Source organism: Gammaproteobacteria bacterium, from assembly GCA_016195665.1.
In the GTDB taxonomy this organism is placed as follows: domain Bacteria; phylum Pseudomonadota; class Gammaproteobacteria; order SURF-13; family SURF-13; genus JACPZD01.
In genome coordinates this window covers 41,387-59,591 of record JACPZD010000040.1, presented here as the reverse complement: position 1 = coordinate 59,591, position 18,205 = coordinate 41,387, and the positions used below count along the sequence as shown (strand labels likewise).

Annotated in this window: 15 protein-coding genes; 10 read left to right on the top strand and 5 right to left on the bottom strand. The window is 56.3% G+C overall.

Annotated elements, in window-relative coordinates:
• Positions 1-246 precede the first annotated feature (246 nt).
• The 8 genes from HY028_11895 to HY028_11860 all read left to right on the top strand — a co-directional run bounded on the left by HY028_11895 (position 247) and on the right by HY028_11860 (position 8,167).
• Positions 247-1,398, top strand: a complete 1,152-nt coding sequence (locus HY028_11895; protein MBI3345530.1) for a glycosyltransferase family 4 protein — start codon at positions 247-249, stop codon at positions 1,396-1,398.
• A gap of 230 nt (positions 1,399-1,628) precedes the next feature.
• Positions 1,629-1,889, top strand: coding sequence for a type II toxin-antitoxin system Phd/YefM family antitoxin (locus HY028_11890; protein MBI3345529.1), 261 nt, complete (start codon positions 1,629-1,631; stop codon positions 1,887-1,889).
• Positions 1,886-2,317, top strand: a complete 432-nt coding sequence (locus HY028_11885; GenBank protein MBI3345528.1) for a type II toxin-antitoxin system VapC family toxin — start codon at positions 1,886-1,888, stop codon at positions 2,315-2,317. Before HY028_11890 ends, HY028_11885 begins: the two co-directional genes overlap by 4 nt.
• A 30-nt stretch (positions 2,318-2,347) precedes the next feature.
• On the top strand, positions 2,348-3,757 hold the full coding sequence (locus HY028_11880) for an undecaprenyl-phosphate glucose phosphotransferase (GenBank protein ID MBI3345527.1): 1,410 nt from the start codon (positions 2,348-2,350) through the stop codon (positions 3,755-3,757).
• Positions 3,754-4,923, top strand: coding sequence for a hypothetical protein (locus tag HY028_11875; GenBank protein MBI3345526.1), 1,170 nt, complete (start codon positions 3,754-3,756; stop codon positions 4,921-4,923). Before HY028_11880 ends, HY028_11875 begins: the two co-directional genes overlap by 4 nt.
• A complete protein-coding gene (locus HY028_11870) occupies positions 4,924-6,303 on the top strand; it encodes a hypothetical protein (GenBank protein ID MBI3345525.1) in 1,380 nt (459 codons plus the stop codon).
• Positions 6,300-7,775, top strand: coding sequence for a 4-hydroxy-3-polyprenylbenzoate decarboxylase (gene ubiD / locus HY028_11865; GenBank protein MBI3345524.1), 1,476 nt, complete (start codon positions 6,300-6,302; stop codon positions 7,773-7,775). The genes HY028_11870 and ubiD overlap by 4 nt, the downstream gene beginning before the upstream one ends.
• Complete coding sequence (locus HY028_11860; GenBank protein ID MBI3345523.1) at positions 7,772-8,167, top strand: DUF2784 domain-containing protein; 396 nt, start codon at positions 7,772-7,774, stop codon at positions 8,165-8,167. The genes ubiD and HY028_11860 overlap by 4 nt, the downstream gene beginning before the upstream one ends.
• 19 nt (positions 8,168-8,186) lie before the next feature.
• Here HY028_11860 and xth read toward each other — a convergent pair whose 3' ends face one another.
• On the bottom strand, positions 8,187-8,954 hold the full coding sequence (gene xth / locus HY028_11855) for an exodeoxyribonuclease III (protein MBI3345522.1): 768 nt from the start codon (positions 8,952-8,954) through the stop codon (positions 8,187-8,189).
• 198 nt (positions 8,955-9,152) lie between these two features.
• Positions 9,153-11,294 carry an oligopeptidase A gene (gene prlC / locus HY028_11850; protein MBI3345521.1) on the bottom strand — a complete coding sequence of 714 codons (2,142 nt, stop codon included), beginning with the start codon at positions 11,292-11,294 and terminating at the stop codon, positions 9,153-9,155.
• Positions 11,295-11,346: 52 nt separating this feature from the next.
• Between prlC and HY028_11845 the strand changes: the two genes are divergently transcribed.
• On the top strand, positions 11,347-12,369 hold the full coding sequence (locus HY028_11845; protein ID MBI3345520.1) for a serine/threonine protein kinase: 1,023 nt from the start codon (positions 11,347-11,349) through the stop codon (positions 12,367-12,369).
• Here the strand turns inward: HY028_11845 and ald are convergent.
• Both ald and aroE read right to left on the bottom strand, forming a co-directional pair.
• Positions 12,366-13,478: an alanine dehydrogenase gene (gene ald / locus HY028_11840; GenBank protein ID MBI3345519.1), complete on the bottom strand. Its 1,113-nt coding sequence runs from the start codon at positions 13,476-13,478 to the stop codon at positions 12,366-12,368. The two genes, HY028_11845 and ald, sit on opposite strands and share 4 nt — an antisense overlap.
• A 10-nt stretch (positions 13,479-13,488) precedes the next feature.
• Positions 13,489-14,295, bottom strand: coding sequence for a shikimate dehydrogenase (gene aroE, locus HY028_11835; GenBank protein MBI3345518.1), 807 nt, complete (start codon positions 14,293-14,295; stop codon positions 13,489-13,491).
• Between the two features lie 122 nt (positions 14,296-14,417).
• On the opposite strand from aroE, the gene ppx reads away from it, so the two are divergent.
• Positions 14,418-15,911, top strand: coding sequence for an exopolyphosphatase (gene ppx / locus HY028_11830; protein MBI3345517.1), 1,494 nt, complete (start codon positions 14,418-14,420; stop codon positions 15,909-15,911).
• A gap of 104 nt (positions 15,912-16,015) precedes the next feature.
• On the opposite strand, the gene ppk1 is transcribed toward ppx, so the two are convergent.
• Entirely contained in the window at positions 16,016-18,076 is a 2,061-nt protein-coding gene (gene ppk1, locus HY028_11825; protein MBI3345516.1) for a polyphosphate kinase 1, read from the bottom strand.
• Positions 18,077-18,205 lie beyond the last annotated feature (129 nt).

Genomic DNA, 18,205 nt, shown 5'->3' with positions numbered 1-18,205 from the left:
TCTGGGCCATTCTAGCACCCAGAGGGGGTGTCTCCTATACCCATGTGGTGGTTTGCTATACTTAGAGAAAGGCTAAAAAACTCTTCCTGGGCTATGCCCCTGCGTTGCGCTACCTGCTACGCTTGGGCCTCGGGGTAAGGGTTTCTTGGTTGGCCTGTTCAGTTACAGCACCGCTTAGCTCTTTGCAAACCCGTTCGTTATGATACAACGAACCCCTGGGTTTCAGAGTGTCCACAGGAAAGGTATATGAAGATCGCTATCGTCCATGACTGGTTAACCGTTTACGCGGGGGCTGAACGAGTACTTGAGCAGATTTTGCACCTTTACCCGGACGCCGATCTATTTAGCCTGGTTGATTTTCTTCCTGAGACACAACGTGGGTTTATCTATAACAAGCCAGTACATACTTCTTTTCTCCAGAAATTACCGTTTGCCCGCACCAAGTATCGCCACTATTTATGCTTGATGCCTTACGCAATCGAGCAGTTTGACTTGTCGGGTTACGATCTGGTGATTTCCAGCAGCTATGCCGTGGCAAAAGGCGTTATAACCGGCCCCGATCAACTGCATATCAGTTATGTTTATTCTCCTATGCGTTATGCATGGGACTTGCAGCATCAGTATTTGCGAGAAACGGGTCTGGATAAGGGGATTAAAGGGTGGCTGGCTAAATGGGTGCTTCATAAAATGAGGCTCTGGGATGCGCGCACGGCTAACGGTGTGGATAGTTTCATCGCCATCTCGCATTTTATCGCCAAACGCATTTGGAAAGTATATCGGCGTGAGGCGAGTGTAATTTATCCCCCGGTAGACACCACAAGCTTTGCACTTCACGAGCAAAAAGAAGATTTCTATCTTACCGCGTCACGCCTGGTGCCTTATAAGAAAATTGATCTTATTGTTGAGGCTTTTAATGGAATGCCTGACAAAAGGCTGGTCGTGATAGGCGACGGGCCGGATTTCAAAAAGATCCAAGCAAAAGCGAACCAGAATATAACGCTGCTGGGTTACCAAGAACAAGATCGTCTAAAAACTTTTATGCAGCGCGCTAAGGCTTTTGTATTTGCCGCCGAGGAGGACTTTGGAATCTCCCCACTGGAGGCGCAAGCCTGTGGCACACCTGTAATCGCCTATGCTAAGGGGGGTGTGCTCGAAACGATACGTGGACTGAATGATGAACATCCCACCGGCGTATTTTTTAAAGAGCAGAATGCCGCAGCGATAGTCAATGCAATCGAAGAGTTCGAACAGGCGCGCGACCGGATTTCCGCCGAAAGGTGCAGAGAGAATGCCATGCACTTTCGACAAGAGCGTTTTCGGCAAGAGTTTAAGGCATTTGTAGATGCAGCCTGGAAGAATTTCCAAAACAGTAAATTTAAGAAACAGGCCACTCATTGAAAAATGGGGATGACCACTACGCAAATCCCCCTCTTTCTACGCTACGCATCCTGCTACGCGCGAAAGTCCAGCCAAGCCATCCGTGGCTTGGCGTTCGACGGCTTGCCATCTCTCCCCTTTTACAAAGGGGGGGAACGCACAATAGCCTTGCCGGTTTCCATTGCATTTTGTGGGGATCACAAATATACTGTTGATGTGACTACCTCACAGTCACCTCAGGGTTAATTAATATGAAAACAGTGGGCATCAAGGAACTCAAGGCGCATCTGAGCCGCTATGTGCAACAAGCGCAACGAGGTGAACGGGTCATCATTACCGATCGGGGCGAGGAGGTAGCGGAACTCGTGCCGCTGAGTTCTGAGCGTGAGGCCGCCTTGTTGCTCGCCTCACAGGGCAAACTCAAATGGTCTGGAGGCAAACCTGCGGGACTGGGCGGGATTGCAGTACGCGGCAAACCACTGAGCGAGACCGTGCTTAAAGATCGGCGGTGATCCTTTACCTGGACACCAGCAGTCTGATCAAACTCTACCTTGACGAGGCCCGCGCAGATTCAGTGCGCCGCTGGGCGCTTGACGCAGAAGTGCTTGCCACGTCGCGGGTCGCCTATCCGGAGGCGGTGGCGGCTTTGGCGCGCCGGAGCCGGGAGGGCGATCTAGACCCGGATGCTTTTAAGCGCGTGTTGCTGATGCTGAAGCAGCAATGGCGGGACTTTGCCGTTCTCGACCTTGCTGAAACAGAAGCAGGGGACCTGGCAGTCAAGCACGCACTGCGTGGCCTCGATGCCATTCATCTCGCCGCCGCTTTAGACTTACGGCAAATTTCTCCCAGCGTCCGGATCGCCTTTTCATCCTTCGACGTGCGGCTCAACCAGGCAGCCACTGCGGAAGGACTTCCGGTGCTGGATGCGAATACCGCATAAATATCAGGCAATGCCAAGGGCAGCCACACCGTGACACCCCGCAGCTTATTGAAGGAAAATTCCGGGCTATTAGAATATGCCCTGCGGCTGTTAGACCCACTGCTGGTAGGCTTGGCCGGTGTGGTAGCTTACTTCCTTCGATTTGAGAATTTGCAGTTCCCGTTACATTATTTGGTGGCTTTCATCGCTGCCTTTCTGCTCTGTTTTCTCATCTTCCCGTTTTTTAGAGTGTATCAAGCCCAGCGCGGCGCGAGCCTATGGGCTGAAATCCAGACACTGTTCAGCGCCTGGCTTGTTGTCATTGCCGGCCTGGTGGTGGTCATGTTCGCCACCAAAACAGGCACGGATTTTTCGCGCCAGTGGATGGGTCTGTGGGCAGGACTCGGCTTTGCGGCGTTGACCCTTTTCAGAATCCTGTTGCGGCTGGGGTTGCGTCATATACGCCGCAAGGGCTTTAACCTCCGTTATATTGTGATTGTAGGCGCCGGTTCGCTGGGACGGGAAGTCGCCCAGCGTATCAAGAACTCCCCCTGGATGGGCCTCCACATCACCGCATTTTATGACGATGACCCTCAATTGTGCGGCCGTCATCTGGAAGGGATCGAGGTGAGAGGAACGACAAATCGCCTGGCCGGCGATCTGGAACGTGACGCAATAGATCAGGTGTGGATTGCACTCCCCTTGCGTGCCGAGGAACGCATGAAGACACTCTTGTATGAACTGCGTCATGCCAATGTGCAGGTCCGCCTGGTGCCCAACATTTACGGCTTCCAACTTTTGCACCACTCCATCACCGAGGTGGCGGGCTTCCCGGTCATTAACCTGATGGACAGCCCTCTGAGCGGTATCAATGCTATAGTCAAGATGCTTGAGGACAAGATCCTGGCGGCGCTGATTCTAGTCCTGACCAGTCCCCTTATGATCTTGATTGCGATGGGCGTGAAACTCAGCTCACCCGGCCCGGTACTATTTAAACAGAAACGCGGCGGGTTGGAAAAAGACGAAATCCGGATCTGGAAGTTTCGCAGCATGAAGGTACACGCCGAGCCCGAGGGAACGGTGACTCAGGCCAAACCCAATGATCCGCGTATCACGCCGTTTGGCGCTTTTTTGCGACGCACCAGTCTCGACGAATTGCCGCAGTTCTTTAATGTGCTGCGGGGAGAGATGTCTATCGTCGGTCCACGCCCGCACGCGCTTGAACACAACGAGTTTTACAAAAAACGTATTGACCCCTATCTGCTCCGTCAACGTGTTAAACCGGGTATAACAGGCTGGGCCCAGATTAATGGACTACGCGGTGAAACCGGCGACCTGGAAAAAATGGAAATGCGCGTGAAGTATGATTTGTATTACATCAATAACTGGTCAGTATGGTTTGACTTGCGAATCATCTTCCTAAGCATTTTCCAGATTTTTAAGAGCCAGAACGCGCAATGACGTTGCTTAGATCTGTTTGGCGAGAGTGGTGGATCAGTGCCCCGCTGTTATTGGCGATTAGCGCAGTCTTTCTTCTTACTGCCGTTTTGCAGCTTATCGCCTGGCGGGCGCCGCCACACCCTCCCGCTCTGCAGCAGTGGACAGGCGTTGAGTTGAATCTGGTAGAAGGCAAAGGGCACAAAGGCCAGGATACGCTTGCAGTAGAGGCCTTGTCTGATAAGGGTGTGGCCATCGCATCGGCGTCCTCTATCCAGATCGAAGCCACCGATTATTCAACGGTGCGGCTGGAAATCGGCGGCACACCCCCAAGCTCAGGTTTGTTTGTTCTTTGGCGCCGGGCTGATAATCCCGGCGAGATTTTTACTCTACCCCTCAATAAGGATGACCAGCAGACGCTATCTTTGCGCGTCAGTGATGACGCCGCCTGGCGCGGCAAGCTCAGCGAGATTGGGCTGGCCATCACCGCGCCGCTCACCGGGCCTTTGGTGATTCATCGTCTCACACTCATCCCCGTCAACGCTCAGCCAACCCTGTCCGATCTCGTGGCCGAGTGGCTGACCCATGAACCCTGGAGTGCTGCGTCCATTAATTTTCTCTATGGAGGAACACCATATCCCACCCTTCCACTTTTAGTCACAGCAGTGGCTATTGTAGTCATTGCCTGCGGACTTTATTTTGTTCTGGTTTGGCTGCGAGTTATGGCATTTAACCCGCTGGTAGTCCCCACGTTATTTTTCAGTGCTTGGCTATTACTTGATTTGCGCTGGCAGTTTAATCTTTTGAATGAGCTGTCAGCGACTTCCCATAACTATGCAGGGAAGACCTGGGCAGAACGGCACAAATCGGCCGAGGACGATGATTTATTTGTTTTTGTAATGAAGGTAAAGGAAAATCTGCCAACCGCACCAGTAAGGATTTTGTTTTTTTCCGACCTGGATTACTTGCGAGGCCGCGGGGCTTACTATCTTTATCCGCATAATGTTTATAAAAGTGCGGGGTTTCCCTCTATTCAAAATTTTCGATCAGGTGAGTACATCGCCTTCTACCAAAAAGCAGAGTTGCAATACAACCCCACTGCCCAAAAACTCTTGTTGGGTAATAATCAGGAAATTCCCGTTGATCTCATTCTCTGGGGCAACGGTTACGGATTGCTGAAGGTACGTTAAATGGGATTTTTAGGATTGACCGCGGGCATGCTGCTGCCCTGGCTGCTGGGCGTGGTCTGGCTGAGGGTTTTGTGGCGCGACAGGGGTGCCAAGGCCTGGCCTGTCTGGCTCGGCTATGGTTATGTGCTAGGTGCGCTGGTCACAACACTGGTCATGCGTCTGCTGGACTTACTCGGCATCCCCTTTAGCTTCGTGAGTATCAGTCTGCCTTTGGTCGCCATAACGACGCTGGGCGCGCCGTTACACTGGAAAATACCTTTACGCAACAGTACCAGTGACCTGGTGGCCGATAGCTGGCGTAATCCAATACGCTGGCAACACACCCTGTTCATTTTTTTATTCGCGATAATCATTCTGCGCTTTGCCGGGTTAGGGCTGGAAATTATCTGGCGGCCCTTGTTTGCATGGGATGCCTGGAGCCAATGGGCCACCAAGGCCCGTGTCTGGTATGAATTGGGGCGATTAGTTCCATTCGTCCCTGCGGACATCTGGCTCTCTTCAGGCGCCACACAGGCGTACACCGACTCTGCGCCGCACTATCCCGCGACCATACCTCTGTTGCAAGTATGGATGAGTTACAGTTTGGGACGGTGGGATGACTCCTTGATGAACCTGCCCTGGTTACAATGCGGCATTGCGCTCGGTTTGGCCTTTTACGGTCAGGCCAGACTGTGGGGTGTTTCGCCTTTGGCCGCCATGATTTTTACCTATTTTTTGCTGTCGCTGCCGCTGCTCGACACGCATATCGCCCTGGCCGGTTATGCGGATCTGTTCATGGCCACGGTTTACGGGCTGGCGGCCATGGCCTTTTTCCACTGGGCCCGAACCCGCGATCATCGGCAGGGGCTATTGGCCTTGTTGCTCGTGCTAAGCTGCCCGCTCATCAAGATACCCGGCCAAATATGGATGCTGACCTTTCTGCCGGCCTTGTGGGTGGCCTTAATGCCGCGCACCGGAATGATCGGTGTAGCACTCGTCGGCGGTGCTGCGCTGTTCCTACTTGGCCGGACACAACTGGTCATTTTGGGCTACACCCTGCATACTGAATTCAGCCCTGTAGGAGAACCGATCTTAAAGAATATGTTCGTCATGGATAACTGGCACCTGTTTTGGTATTTGTTCATCGCATTATGGCTGTTTGCTTTGACACGCCTATTTTCGGCGCCGCTGCGGGTCATGACTATCTTAGTCCTCACCGATTTTTATTTTCTTGCGATTGTGTTCTTCTTCAGTAAGGCGCACATTTGGGTCGCCGATTTCTCGACTCTGAATCGCGCCCTGTTGCATATTGTCCCCATGTTGATGTTCTATATGATGGTTCTTTATCGGGAAGGGATAGTCTTGCCGCGCTGGCTGACGGTACATCGAGCTCCCACATGAAATACAACGACCTGCGTGATTTCATCGCCCAACTTGAGCGGCAGGGTGAGCTTAAGCGCATCACGCTTTCCGTTGATCCCTATTTGGAAATGACGGAGATCTGCGACCGCACCTTGCGTGCGGGCGGGCCGGCCTTGCTGTTTGAAAACCCCAAGGGCAGCAGCATTCCAGTTTTGGCCAATCTGTTTGGCACAGCGCGGCGCGTGGCGTTGGGCATGGGACAGGATTCGGTAGAGGCGCTGCGCGAGGTGGGTAAGCTCCTTGCCTATCTGAAGGAACCTGAACCGCCCAAGGGCTGGCGTGATGCCTGGGACAAGCTGCCGGTGCTCAAACAGGTGTTGAGCATGGCGCCGAAGGTGGTCAGTAAAGCACCCTGTCAGGAGAATATCATCGAGGCCGACGCAGTAGACTTATCCAAACTCCCCATCCAAACGTGTTGGCCAGGCGACGCAGGGCCGCTCATTACCTGGGCCCTGGTGGTCACCAAGGGGCCGTTCAAGGACCGGCATAATTTGGGGATTTACCGCCAGCAAGTGCTTGCGCGCAACAAACTTATCATGCGTTGGCTGGCGCATCGCGGCGGTGCGCTGGATTTTCGCGACTGGCAGATTGCGCGTCCCGGCGAACGCTTTCCGGTCGCGGTCGCGCTGGGCGCCGATCCCGCCACGATACTGGGCGCGGTGACGCCGGCGCCGGACACCCTTTCCGAATATGCCTTCGCGGGACTCCTGCGTCGCGCCAAGACCGAGCTGGTGAAATGTCTGGGCAATGATCTACAGGTACCGGCCAGCGCCGAGTTCGTGTTGGAGGGCTACATCGAACCGGGTGAAGAGGCGCTCGAAGGCCCCTTCGGCGACCACACCGGTTATTACAACGAGGTGGAAAAATTTCCGGTGTTTACGATCGAGCGCATCACGCACCGCAACAACCCTATTTATCACAGCACCTACACCGGCCGCCCGCCTGACGAGCCCGCGGTATTGGGCGTCGCGCTGAACGAGGTTTTCGTGCCCCTGCTACAGCGTCAGTTTCCCGAGATCAGCGATTTCTATTTGCCGCCGGAGGGCTGTTCGTATCGGCTTGCCGTGGTGAGCATGAAAAAACAATATCCCGGCCACGCCAAGCGGGTGATGTTCGGCGTGTGGTCGTTCCTGCGTCAATTCATGTACACCAAGTTTGTCATCGTCACCGATGATGATGTAAACATCCGTGACTGGAAGGATGTCATCTGGGCCATGACCACTCGCATGGACCCGGCGCGTGATACGACTATCATCGAAAACACGCCGATTGACTATCTCGACTTCGCCTCGCCGGTGTCCGGCCTCGGCTCCAAGATCGGCTTCGACGCCACTAACAAGTGGCCGGGTGAAACCACCCGTGAGTGGGGCGAACCCATCACCATGAGCGCGGAGGTGAAACAGCGCGTGGACGAAATCTGGCAGGCGCTGGGAATCTTTGCGGACAGGTGAGCGCCCAAGCCTATGCGTGGCTTGCCGATGCCACGGTAACCTTACATGCGTCATTTGTCCTATTTGTGATGGGTGGCGAGATAGGGATCCTGATCGGCTGGCTCAGAAATTGGCGTTGGGCCCGCAACCCCCCCTTCCGCATAAGTCATCTAGCCGCAATTCTGTTTGTCATCCTCGAGGCCTGGCTGGGGGTAAACTGCCCGCTCACCGTTTTGGAAAACCGTTTGCGTGAGATGGCGGGACAGGCAGGTTACGAGTTGAGCTTTATCGGATACTGGCTCAACCGCATCCTGTTTTATTCTGCTCCCGAGTGGATATTTGCCTCTATCTATAGCGGCTTTGGGCTGTTAGTCGTGGTGACCTTCATCGCCTATCCGCCGCGCAGAACATAAAGGCCGAATAAATTCGGCCCTACAATTCAAGCTCGGCAAACACCGGAGCATGGTCCGAAGGCCGCTCCAATTTACGCATAGACTTGTCTATCCACGCCGCGCGGCAGAGGGCGCGCAGCTCCGGGCTCACCATGATGTGGTCTATGCGCAAACCCATATTGCGTCGAAAGGCGCCCATGCGGTAATCCCACCAGCTATAGGTTTCCGGGGCCTGTTCGAATAACCTGAAGCTGTCGGCGAACCCCAGGTCCAACAGTTTCCTGAAATAGGCCCGTTCCGGCTCGCTCACCAGCACCTGTCCTTCCCACGCCTTGGGATCATGTACATCGCGGTCTTCGGGCGCTATGTTGAAGTCACCGAGCAGAACCAGCCGGGGGTGGCGCTCCAGTTCGTGATGCAGGTAGGCCGTCAGCTTCTCCAGCCACGCCAATTTATAATGGTATTTATCCGAGCCGACACATGCCCCGTTTGGAATATACACATTGACGACGCGTAGTCCATTAAATGACACCGCCAGGATGCGGCGCTGCTCATCGTCCAGCCCGGGGATATCCGTGAGCATGTCGCCGGCGGGCGTGCGGCTGAGGATGGCGACACCGTTGTAAGTCCTTTGACCGGAGAAGACGGCTTGATAACCCGCCTGCTGAATTTCAGCGAGCGGAAAATCGCTGTCGGGCAGTTTGGTCTCCTGTAGAGCGACGATGTCGGGCTGAGTGGCCACCAGACAGTCCAACAGATGCGGCAGACGCACGCGCAAGGAGTTCACGTTCCAGGTGGCGATTTTCAGCATTGCTTATGTCACGCCAAGACGCAAAGGCGCCAAATTAAAAACTATTCACCGCAGAGGACGCGGAGTAGAAGCCAAGTTTTTTTGATCTTATTTCTCTGCGCCTTTGGCGGTTTGTGTATTTTTCTTTGCGTTTCTCTGCATCCTCTGCGGTGAATGTAGTTCTATAAATATTTTTGCCCCTTTGCGTGAAATCTGTCATGTCGCAATGCCACTATGTTGCAATAACGCATCTATGGTCGGTTCCCGGCCGCGAAACTCTACGAACAGCTCCATCGGCTCGCGGCTGCCGCCCTGCTCAAGGACGGTGTGCAGGAAATGCAGGCCGGTGGCGCGATCAAAGATGCCGCGCTCCTCGAACTTGGCGTATGCGTCGGAGGACAAGACTTCAGCCCATTTGTAGCTGTAATAACCCGCACCGTAGTCGCCGGCGAAGATATGCGAGAAGCTGTTGGCAAAACGATTGAAGGCGGGCGGTCGAATGACGGCGACCTCCGCACGCACCTCATCGAGCAACTCGCGCACCTGCGGGCCTTTTTGCGGGTCAAACTCCAGGTGCAGGCGAAAATCGAACAGCGAAAATTCCAGTTGCCGGAGCATGTGCAGGCCTGACTGGAAGTTTTTTGCAGCGAGCATCTTGTCCAACATGGACTGCGGCAGCGGTGCGCCGGTCTGATAGTGTCCGGCGATCAGATCCAGCGCCTCACGCTCCCAACACCAGTTCTCCATGAATTGGCTGGGCAGTTCCACTGCATCCCACGCGACGCCGTTGATGCCGGCCACACCGGCATAATCCACGCGCGTGAGCAGGTGATGCAGGCCGTGGCCGAACTCGTGAAACAGGGTGAGCACCTCGTCGTGGGTGAACAGCGCGGTCGCTCCCGGCATCCTGCCTCCCGCGACATTAGTACGTCCCTGTACGTCAGGATCGTCGCCGATCGGTGCGCTGAAATTACAGGTCAGATAGGCGACCGGGGTCTGCACCCCGGCCGCAGTGCGCTTGCGGGTGATGCACTCGGCCATCCATGCGCCTCCGCGCTTGTGCGGACGCGCGTACAGGTCAAGATAAAATTGGCCGCGCACTTCTTGGGTAGCGGCATCGCGGACTTCATAGAAACGCACATCGGGACGCCAGACTTCCACGCCCTTGACCTCCCTGACGCTGAGATTGTAGAGACGGTTCATGATTGCAAACAAACCCTCCAGCACCCGCGGCTCGGGAAAGTAGGGGCGCAGGTCCTCTTGTGAGATGGCGTATTTGTGCTGGCTGAGTTTTTCGGTGTAGTAGGGAATGTCCCATGCCTCCAGCGTCTCGATTCCCTGGGCGTGCGCGAATTCCCTGAGTTCGGTGAACTCATGCTCAGCCATCGGTTTCGAGCGGCGCGCCAGGTCATTGAGAAAACCCATAACCTGGGAGCTGCTCTTGGCCATTTTTTTTGCGAGTGACAGCTCAGCGTAATTATTAAAACCCAACAGTTGCGCCAACTCGTGACGCAGCGGCAATAATTTTTCAATAATCGGGCCATTATCCCACTTGCCTGCATTGGGCCCGAGTTCGCTGGCGCGCGTGACATAGGCCTCGTACATCTCATGGCGCAGCGTGCGGTGATCAGCGTATTTCATCACCGGCAGATAAGAAGGCAGTTCCAGGGTGAACAGCCAGCCGTCCAGTTTGTCCTGTGACGTACACGGAGGTACTAATGTCGCGGGAGGCAGGAAGCCGGGAGCGACCTCCGCGCGTTGCCGGGCCAGCGCGACCGCGGTGGGCGGCAGCCCGGCAAGCCCGGCCGCGTCTGTCACGTGGCGAGTCCAGCCGTGAGTCGCGTCCAGCAGATGCTCCTCGAATTGACTGGCGAGTTTGGAAAGCTCTTGCGTGATGGCCTTGTAGCGCGCCTGGGCGGCGGGATTGAGGTCAATGCCGGAAAGGTGAAAATCACGCAAGGCATTGTCAATGATCTTTTTCTGCGCCACGCTCAGTGCAGTGTATTCAGGCCCTGCGGCGATGGCTTTGTAGGCCTGATAGAGGCGTGCGTTTTGTCCCATCTCGGCCGCGTAGTCGCTGAGCTTGGGAAGACAGGCGTTGTAGGCCGCGCGCAGCGCCTCCGAATTGACCACGGCGTTGAGATGACTGACGGTGGACCATGCATGCTCCAGGCGCTCCTCCAGATCTTCAATGGGTTGTATCAGATTATCCCAGGTGTAGTGCGCCGTGGCATCCAGCAACGCCGCAATGCGGGTGCGATTACCGGCCAGCAGGGCGTCAACTGCCGGCTCGACATGCTCAGGCAGAATGACGGAAAACCGTGGCAGGCCGCTGAATTCCAACAAGGGATTGGTCATGAATTATGTTACCTTTATTCGTTAAGTCCTTAATAATCTACCACGAGCGATCATGACCGAACATCTTGACAAGTCCGAACAGACTGTTGCGAGCAGCGAAACACCCTACTACGCCCTAAGCCCCGATGTCATTCTCGACGCCGTAGAAAGTTATGGAGTCCGCTGCACGGGGGCGTTCCTCACGCTCAACAGCTATGAGAATCGCGTCTATCAGGTCGGTATCGAAGACGGCGCCCCATTGGTGGCGAAGTTTTACCGGCCGGGGCGCTGGTCCGATGAAGCCATCCTGGAGGAGCACGCCTACACGCTGCAACTGGCCGAGCATGAAATTCCGGTAGTGCCTCCATTGCCGGGAATGGACGGAAACACTCTTTTTCATTATAAAGGTTTCCGCTTTGCCCTGTTCCCGCGTCAGGGCGGGCGTTGCCCTGACCTAGAAGATCCCGGGCAACGCGAGTGGGTGGGTCGTTTTATAGGACGCATCCATGCTATTGGAGCGACACAGATCTTTCGTCATCGGCCCACGCTCACCGTACAGGAGTTCGGCCACGACGCCGCACGATTTTTACTGGAACACGGCTTCATTCCCGCGGATTTGGAGATTGCCTATCGCACTCTGGTAGAAGGTTTGTTAAAGCAGGTGGCGGATCTATTCGCGCGCGCGGGAAGCATACAACACATACGCCTGCACGGCGATTGTCATCCCGGCAATATCTTATGGACCGACCGCGGTCCGCATTTTGTGGACTTTGACGACTGCCGGATGGGTCCGGCGGTGCAGGATATCTGGATGTTGCTCTCCGGAGAGCGCGCCGAACAGACGATCCAACTCACAGACATTCTCGAGGGTTATTGCGATTTTCACAACTTCGACCCGCGCGAGCTACAGATCATCGAACCGCTGCGCATCCTGCGCATGATTCACTACTCCGCCTGGCTCGCGCGGCGCTGGCAAGATCCGAGCTTCCCGCTCAATTTCCCGTGGTTCAACACGCAGCGTTACTGGCAGGAACAGATCCTCGCATTGCGCGAACAGGCCGCGCTGCTGGATGAGCCGCCATTGGAGTGGGATTAAATCACTTTTTCAAGCGGCGTATACGTGAGACCCTGCGCCGTTGCAACGGCCTGGTAAGTAACATGACCTTGATAGGTATTCACGCCTGCCTTGAGACCGGCATCGGCGTTTATCGCGTTTTTAAAACCTTGCGTGGCCAACCTGAGCACATAGGGCAAGGTGGCGTTGGTCAATGCGAAGGTCGCGGTACGCGGCACGGCGCCGGGCATATTGGCGACACCATAGTGCACCACATCATCCACCACGAAAGTGGGGTGACTGTGCGTCGTCGGGTGCGAAGTCTCCACGCAACCGCCCTGGTCCACCGAGACATCCACGATCACCGCGCCTTTGTGCATGAAGGAGAGCATCTCGCGCGTGATGAGTTTGGGCGCAGAGGCGCCCGGGATCAACACCGCGCCAATCACCACATCGGCGTTCTCAATGGCGTTCCAAATGTTGTAGCTGTTGGAAACAAGGGTACGGACGCCACCCTGAAAGAGATCGTCCAGGTGACGCAGATGCTCCAGCCTGATATCGATGATCGTCACCTGCGCACCGAGCCCCACGGCCATCCTGGCCGCGTTCTTGCCCACCGCGCCGCCGCCGATGATGACGACCTTGGCCGGCAGCACACCCGGCACGCCGCTCAGCAATACACCGCGTCCGCCGTAGGTCCGTTCGAGGTAGGTGGCGCCGACCTGTATGGACATGCGGCCGGCGATCTCGCTCATGGGTATAAGTAAGGGCAGTTCACCCAGGGCGTTGGTGATTGTTTCATAGGCGATCCCCGTCACCTTTTTTTGCAGTAATAGGCGCGTCAATTCAGCGGCTGGCGCCAGATGCAAATAGGTGAACAAAACCTGTCCCTCCCGCAGCAGATCGTACTCCGGCTCGATCGGCTCCTTGACCTTGACGATCAGTTGCGCGCGTTCCCAGATTTCGGACGCCTCCGCCGCCATCTCGGCGCCCGCGGCGGCGTACTCCTGATCCTTGATGCCGCTTCCCGCCCCTGCCGCACGCTCGATCAACACCGTGCCGCCCGCATCACGCAAGGCCTTGACCCCGGCGGGCACCAGGCCGACACGGTACTCACCGTCCTTGATCTCTTTCGGCACGCCGATAATCATGGCTCGCACCTTATTGCTTAAGTTTCTGTCGCAACTCTTGAATTACTGGCAGAGTCTCTGGATGCACTCCATGCCAGACAAAAAACGACTCGGCCGCTTGTTCCACCAGCATGCCCAGCCCATCGAGTGACTTCATTGCGCCCTGCTCCTCGCTCCAGCGCACAAAGACCGTGGGCGTGACCGCATACATCATGTCGTAACACCAACCGTCCTTCGCCAAGATCCCGTTAGGGATAGGGGGCAGTTCGCCACTCAAACTTGCCGAGGTACCGTTAATGATGAGATCAAACTCTCGTCCCGTCAGTGCCGGATAGGCGCAGACTTCTATCTTGGCCATCCCGGCAAACACCGTCGCCAGCTCCCGCGCCTTTTCCACATCGCGGTTAACAATAATCAACTGCGCAGGTTTTTCTCCCAGCAACGGTCCTAATACTCCCCGCACCGCGCCGCCGGCCCCCAACAGCAGGACACGTTGCCCGCTGATACGGCCGGCGTGATTCCGCATAATATCCCGCACCAGACCGATGCCGTCGGTATTATCTCCGTGGCGGCTGCCGTCGGGCTTGAGAGTCAGGGTATTCACCGCGCCGGCTAATTCAGCCCGCGGCGTACGCACGTCCGACATCAGCCACGCCTCGCGCTTAAAGGGCACAGTGATATTCAAACCCTTGCCGCCGGCGGCCTGAAAATTGCCCACCGCCTGGAGAAAACCGCCGGCATCCACCTGGATGGCGGTATAGATGATCTTTAACCCAAACTGGCGCGCAAAGGCGGCGTGGATCAGCGGCGACTTACTGTGCGCCACCGGATTACCCATCACCGCATAACGCTCTTCTTGCCGGTCAAAATCGAATAAGGATGACATGGGTATTTTGTAACGTTTTCAATGTATAGTACCCCTACGATCATAGCAACTAAGTGAACGCTTTGGCCAAAAAAATCACCCCCCCGCCCCCGCCGCCGGAGATCATCGCCGCGGTGGATCTCGGCTCCAACAGCTTTCACTTGGTTATCGCTCGCATCACCCGCGGCAAACTGTACATCCTCGATCGGCTGCGTGAAACCACACGGATCGCGGCGGGCCTCGATAAAAACAACCGCCTCACGGCGAAGGTGCAAAGACGCGCGCTCGACTGCCTGAAACGTTTCGGTCAACGCATCGCCGCTATCGCGCCGGGGAGCGTGCGGGCGGTGGGCACCAACACCCTGCGGCACGCCCAAAACGCCGAGTTTTTTTTGCAGCGCGCCCAACAAGCATTAGGTCATCCTATCGAGATCATCGGCGGACGGGAAGAGGCGCGACTCATCTATCTCGGCGTCGCGCACAGTCTCGCCGACGATGCCGGGAAACGTTTGGTGGTGGACATCGGCGGAGGCAGTACCGAACTCATCATCGGAGAGCGTTTCGAGCCCCTGCAGATGGAAAGCCTGCAAATGGGCTGCGTGACGAGCAGTCTCAGCCACTTTCCCGGCGGCGTTATCACCGCGGCCTCGATGCGGCGCGCCGAAATCGCCGCGCAACAAGAATTACAGAACCTCACCAGACACTATCGCAGCATCGGCTGGACGAACTGTATCGGTTCCTCGGGCACCATCAACGCCATTCAGGAAATCATTGCTGCCAATCGCTGGAGCCGGGACGGCATCACCCGCTCCAGCCTGAAAAAACTACGCAAGCGCCTGCTCGCCGCCGGGCATGTAAATCGTCTCCAGCTCCCCGGACTACGCAGCGACCGCGCGCCCGTCTTGCCGGGCGGCGTCGCTATCCTGCTCGCCGTGTTTGAGAGTCTCGGCATAGAGCGGATGCACGCCACAGGCGGGGCCCTGCGCGAAGGACTGCTCTATGATCTGCTCGGCCGCATACGTCACAAGGACATCCGCGACCGCAGCGTCGCGCGGCTCAGCATCCAGTATCACGTAGACACCGATCAGGCCAAGCGCGCCGAGCAGACGGCCTTGCGCTGCCTGAAGCAGCTCCCACAATGGAAGCTCGACTCATACCAACCCATGCTCGGCTGGAGCGCGCGGCTGCACGAGATCGGGCTCGCCATCTCGCACAGTCAGTATCGCAAACACGGCGCCTACCTGGTCGAGCACTCCGATATGCCCGGTTTTTCGCGCCAGGAACAGCAACTTCTGGCCACGCTTATCCTCGGCCAGCGCAGCAAATTCCCGCTTGCCGTATTTACGGATCTTCAGGCGGAGCGGGCGAGAGCGGCGAAACGTTTATGCGTCTTACTGAGGCTCGCGGTGTTATTAAACCGCAGCCGCAGCCGCCAAGCCCTGCCGAAATTTTCCATTACCGCAAAGGCGGATGTCTTGCAGATCAGTTTCCCCGCCGGCTGGCTCAACAAACACCCGCTTACCCAAGCCGATCTGGCTCAGGAAATAAAATATTTGAAAGCTGCGAAGATCAGATTAAGAATTGTGTAAGTACGACAAAATATAACCGCAGAGGTCGCAGAGAATATGCGTTATTTCAAACCCACAACACCTCTGCGTCCTCTGCGGTGAGCTATTAGTCGCATATTTAACTTTTACTCTGCCAACTCCTGCAAGAGAAACTGCTGAGCCGAACGAGGTTTTTGATTGCCCGGCTTGAGACGCTTATACGTTCCATCACTCTGCATCAGCCAGGTCTGGGTATTGTCGGCGAGATACGGCAGCAGCCCTTCGTTCAGCAACCGCGCCTGCAGGCGGCTGTCCTCGACCGGAAAGCAGGTCTCCACGCGCCTGTAGAAATTGCGGCTCATCCAATCGGCGCTCGAACAATAAAAATCCGGATTGCCGTCATTCAGGAAATAAAACACCCGGCTGTGCTCCAGAAACCGGCCCACGATGGAACGCACCTGAATATTCTCCGACACCCCAGCAACACCCGGCCGCAGGCAACACATTCCGCGTATGATGAGATCAATCTTCACGCCCGCCTGCGAGGCTTCGTACAACGCCTGCATGATTTGCGGATTATCAATCGCATTCATCTTGGCAATGATATGCGCTTGCTTACCCTGCTTCGCGTGTTCGGCCTCGCGCGCGATCAGCCCCAGCATCGCCTTGTGCAGGGTGAAGGGCGACTGCAAAATCTTCTTTAATTTAGTCGCACGGCCCAAACCGGTGAGCTGTTGAAAGAGCTTATGCACATCATCGCCGATCGCCTTGTCGCACGTGAGCAAACCATAATCCGTGTACACGCGCGCGGTGCGGGCGTGATAGTTCCCGGTGCCGAGGTGCACGTAACGCCGCAACCGCTTGCCCTCGCGCCGCAACACCAGAATCATCTTGGCATGCGTCTTATAGCCCACCACGCCGTACACCACATGCGCACCGGCATCCTGCAAACGGGTCGCGACGTTAATATTGTCCGCCTCGTCAAAGCGCGCGCGCAGTTCCACGACCACCGTCACCTCTTTGCCTGCACGGGCGGCGTCCACCAGCACGTCCGCCAGCACGGAATCGGAACCGGTACGGTAAAGCGTCTGTTTGATCGCCAGCACATCGGGATCAGTCGCCGCCTGGCGCGCAAAATCCACCACCGGCGCAAACGATTCGTAAGGGTGATTGAGCAGCACATCGCCGCGCCGGACGACACTGAAGATGTCGGCCGCTTGTTCAATGCGGCGCGGCACACTCGGCGCAAAGGCCGGATATTTCAGATCGGGCCGCTCCACCAAATCATAGATCGCAAGCAAACGATTCAGATTCACCGGCCCGGTCACTTGATAAAGATCCTCCTGGCCCAAACCAAATTGCTGTACCAGAAAATTGGCCATCTCGACCGGACAGTTGTCGGACACCTCCAGACGCACCGCATCGCCGTACTGACGGGTGGACAGCTCGCCCTCCAGCGCGAGACGCAGGTCCTTGATCTCCTCTTCCTCCACAAACAAATCGCTGTTGCGCGTCAGGCGAAACTGAAAACAGCCCGTGGCCTTCATGCCGGGGAACAGCTCGCCCACATGCGCGTGAATGATGGAGGAAAGAAAGACAAAATCGTATGGCCCCTTGGAATATTCCTTGGGGAGATGAATCAGCCGCGGCAGAGACCGCGGCGCCTGCACCACCGCGACGCCGCTGCTGCGCCCGAAGGCATCCTTGCCTTCCAGGGAAACGATAAAATTAAGGCTTTTATTGAGTACGCGCGGAAAGGGGTGCGAGGGGTCCAGCCCGAGAGGGCTCAACACCGGCAGCAGTTCATTGGTGAAGTAACGCTTCACCCAGGCCGCCTGACGGGGTTTCCACTGCGTGCGCCGCACGAAGCGGATATTCTCCTTCGCCAATTCGGGGATGATAGTCTCGTTGAGCAAGCGGTACTGCTCGGCGACCAAGCGGTGCGCCGCTTCGCTGATGCGTTTGAGCGCCTCCGCCGGACCGATGTTGTCCGGCCCGGCCTGCACCGCCCCGTACGTCACTTGCTGCTTCAGACCCGCGACGCGGATCTCGAAAAACTCGTCGAGATTGGTGCTGCAAATGCACAGAAACCGCAGCCGCTCCAGCAGCGGGATGCTCACATCAATGGACTGCTCCAGGACGCGCTTGTTGAATTCCAGCAGGCTGAGTTCGCGGTTGATGTACAGTTCGGGTTGTTTGAGATCCACGTCAGGGCGCCTCTAAAAATGCGTCTTTTGTCTTTATGCGGCGTTGAAATTCTACTCGGTCGCTTCCGGCGTCCTGCCTCCCGCGACACTAGTACATCCCTGTACGTCGGAATGCTCATGTACTATCGT

Bases quoted from the DNA above. Each gene is read 5' to 3' on its own strand.
- ald (MBI3345519.1), bottom strand. From the start codon at position 13,478: ATGATTATCGGCGTGCCGAAAGAGATCAAGGACGGTGAGTACCGTGTC.
- prlC (MBI3345521.1), bottom strand. From the start codon at position 11,294: ATGACCAATCCCTTGTTGGAATTCAGCGGCCTGCCACGGTTTTCCGTC.
- HY028_11870 (MBI3345525.1), top strand. From the start codon at position 4,924: ATGGGATTTTTAGGATTGACCGCGGGCATGCTGCTGCCCTGGCTGCTG.
- HY028_11895 (MBI3345530.1), top strand. From the start codon at position 247: ATGAAGATCGCTATCGTCCATGACTGGTTAACCGTTTACGCGGGGGCT.
- ubiD (MBI3345524.1), top strand. From the start codon at position 6,300: ATGAAATACAACGACCTGCGTGATTTCATCGCCCAACTTGAGCGGCAG.
- HY028_11890 (MBI3345529.1), top strand. From the start codon at position 1,629: ATGAAAACAGTGGGCATCAAGGAACTCAAGGCGCATCTGAGCCGCTAT.
- aroE (MBI3345518.1), bottom strand. From the start codon at position 14,295: ATGGGTAATCCGGTGGCGCACAGTAAGTCGCCGCTGATCCACGCCGCC.
- HY028_11845 (MBI3345520.1), top strand. From the start codon at position 11,347: ATGACCGAACATCTTGACAAGTCCGAACAGACTGTTGCGAGCAGCGAA.
- HY028_11875 (MBI3345526.1), top strand. From the start codon at position 3,754: ATGACGTTGCTTAGATCTGTTTGGCGAGAGTGGTGGATCAGTGCCCCG.